At 57.4% G+C, this 2,642-nt stretch carries 4 protein-coding genes; all 4 read left to right on the top strand.

Translation table 11 applies throughout. The features are described 5' to 3' along the window. Positions 1-216 (top strand): hypothetical protein (locus tag CKO42_RS26995; RefSeq protein ID WP_207148836.1); only part of this gene is annotated, 216 nt, incomplete at its 5' end. A gap of 14 nt (positions 217-230) precedes the next feature. After that, positions 231-1,154: a primase-helicase family protein gene (locus tag CKO42_RS26125; protein ID WP_200252221.1), complete on the top strand. Its 924-nt coding sequence runs from the start codon at positions 231-233 to the stop codon at positions 1,152-1,154. A gap of 355 nt (positions 1,155-1,509) precedes the next feature. Then, positions 1,510-1,890 (top strand): hypothetical protein, encoded by a 381-nt coding sequence (locus CKO42_RS26130; RefSeq protein ID WP_200252224.1) that lies wholly within the window; start codon positions 1,510-1,512, stop codon positions 1,888-1,890. Between the two features lie 90 nt (positions 1,891-1,980). Next, a complete protein-coding gene (locus CKO42_RS26135) occupies positions 1,981-2,532 on the top strand; it encodes a hypothetical protein (protein WP_207148837.1) in 552 nt (183 codons plus the stop codon). The last annotated feature ends 110 nt before the right edge of the window (positions 2,533-2,642 follow it).

Here is a 2,642-nt window from a genome sequence, read left to right on the forward strand (position 1 = left end):
GTGGTGGTATTCTTCAATGTGAAACGCCAGATTCTCTTTCAGCGAGCGCAAGGGATCTTGCCGTGCAAGGCTTTGGGTTTTGACCATGAGACGTCCAGAATCTATTTGTTACGAGCTGCCTGGAAAAATGATAACAATATCAGATGCATAGAGCAAGATAACAAAGTAGTATTAGGGAGTTCATCTATCGCGTTATCTGCGCGCGTGACAAGGTAGCGTTTCGCTATCTAATGCACTGGCTTGCCTACAGTGTCCAGCACCCTGAACGCCAGGCCGAAGTTGCAGTTGTACTCAAGAGCGAGGCACGCGGGACGGGCAAAGGGACGTTCGGGCGTCTGGTTTGTCAGCTCTTCGGCAACCACGCGCGCCACATCACGCACAGTAGACACCTGACGGGCAACTTCAACGCGCATTTGCGTGATTGCTGTTTGCTCTTCGCGGATGAGGCATTCTTCGTCGGCGACCGCGCCGGTAGCGAAGTGCTCAAGGGTCTAATAACTGAGCCTACGCTAATCATCGAGCGGAAGGGCGTAGACGCTATTCAAGCCCCGAACCGCCTAAAGATCATCATGGCGACTAATGCCGATTGGGTGATTCCTGCGGGGGCAGACGAGCGACGTTACCTAGTGCTCGAAGTCTCGACAGAGCACAGGCAAGACCACGCGTATTTTTCCGAGCTGAACCGGCTTATCGACGGCGGGGCCGGCGCGTTGCTTCACTATCTGCTGAGCTTAGACCTAAGCGGTTTCAATATCCGCAAGGTGCCGACAACCCGAAGCCTGACCGAGCAGAAAACGCATTCCTTCGATGCGTTCAATCGCTGGTTGCACAACGCGTTGTGTGACGGGGAGTGGAAGGCGAACGGTCTGCGACTTGAATGGGATGGGCCGCACAGTAAAGGGCGAATCAAGGAGTGCTACGACCTCTTCGTCAAGGAGCACGGTATCCGCTACGCCCAGATGGACCCGTCAGCCTTCTGGCGTCGGATGAATAAGACCCTTCCCGGCAGTCTGCACTCACGTCCGATGGTTGACGGGAGACGACAACAGAGTGTGGGGTTCCCACCGCTACCCGAAGCACGGGGGCAATTTGAGGCCGCTGCGCTCAATGGAGACGCCAACGACTGGCCGGACGACGGCACAGGGGAGATCTGAGGCATGTCAGGGTTGCCAAGGTTGCTTTCCGGAACCCTGACGCCGCAAACCCGCGCCACTACTGGGCTGGTCAAGGTTGTCAAGGTTGTCAAGGTTATTTTAGAAGTTAGTAGGAAAACACCCCCTCTGTGCGCTCTTCACGCTCAGATTGAGCCAAAAAGGGTTTCCTGGCGACTTGCGAAAAAAACCCCATACAACCCTGACAACCTTGACCGGCCCAGTAACCACGCGGGTTTGCGCGGTCAGGGTTAATTCGGCTAACCCTGACACACCCTGGAACCCTGACCGGATTTGGCCCACTGAGGCACCGCCACCTGACCACTGTCACAACCCACAATTACGGAGCGCCGTAAAGATGCAGACCTGGTATGACGAGCAGCAAAACAAGCTGGTAGCGCTTCAGCACGAAGCACAGCAACGAGCACAGGAAGCCGCCGAGGCCGAGCAAGCGACCAAGCGGGGCGCCTTCGCCCTGCGGGCACGATCCATGGTTGACCGCTTGCGAGACTTCATCAACGACATGCCCGACGACGAGAAGCACAAGCGCCGACACATGGAGTTCTTCCAGCACGCCTTAGCGGCCAAGTATCGGACCCGATCAGGGATCAACCGTGCCAGCGTCTCGGAGGTTGGTCCAGCGTTGAAGCAACTCGGATGGACCCGACAACGTGAATGGCTAGGAGCCGAGCAGACTTATAGAACCTGGTGGGTGCCACCTGAAACACAGGAGAATTGAGCGATGAATACAGCGGAAGAAGTCTCGACCTATAACCCTGTGCTACCCCCTGAGCAACGCGCGCAATCCAAGCGGCGGATTCAAATGAAGTTGGGCTGGAAAGACCCGGCAATTCAGACCATCAGCCATCAGCGATTTGAAAAGGTCTGGACTGAAGACGACACGCTTAGGCGAATGTGGCGAAACCAACCCCGAGAAGCGACGATCAGGCAACGCGCGATGGCGATGGAAGTAGCGCTTGACCCGCACGCACTGTGGCAGTGCGGACACCATACCGAGCAGGCCCGCGTAGTGCTGCGATACATGGACAGCATCGTCAACGCGCCAATGGATCGGCCCAATCGAGAGTTCTACGGCAACGGACAGCACAGGGTCAAGGTCATGCGTGCATTTCCCGATCAGCTACGAGCGCGACTCGAGCCGGTTTTCTCGCGTGCTGATCTGTGGGACTCCGGAAGGCTGTTTGAGGGCCGCTTTAACGAGTGGGTTGCCGACTACGAGACTGCCCTGCCCGAACGAAGCCGACAAAACCGCTTCCCCGAGGCCGCCAAGGCTTACCACGAGCACAGGGGGTGCCTGGCCGGACTACTCGACGAGATGCTCGAGCTGTTCGCGCCACCAATGGTGGATGAGTCCGCCTAATCCTGTGCCGTTAGTCTGGGCTAATCGAAAAATGACTTCCCAGGCTGTCGTATATCAGGCCCTCATATGGCAGGGGCCGGCATGGGGGGCCGGCGCGGTCCCTCCGGGGG

It is taken from the genome of Lamprobacter modestohalophilus, assembly GCF_016583905.1.
GTDB classification, from domain to species: Bacteria; Pseudomonadota; Gammaproteobacteria; order Chromatiales; family Chromatiaceae; genus Lamprobacter; species Lamprobacter modestohalophilus.

Coding starts and splice junctions, on each gene's coding strand:
- CKO42_RS26125 (WP_200252221.1), top strand. CDS start 231: ATGCACTGGCTTGCCTACAGTGTCCAGCACCCTGAACGCCAGGCCGAA.
- CKO42_RS26130 (WP_200252224.1), top strand. CDS start 1,510: ATGCAGACCTGGTATGACGAGCAGCAAAACAAGCTGGTAGCGCTTCAG.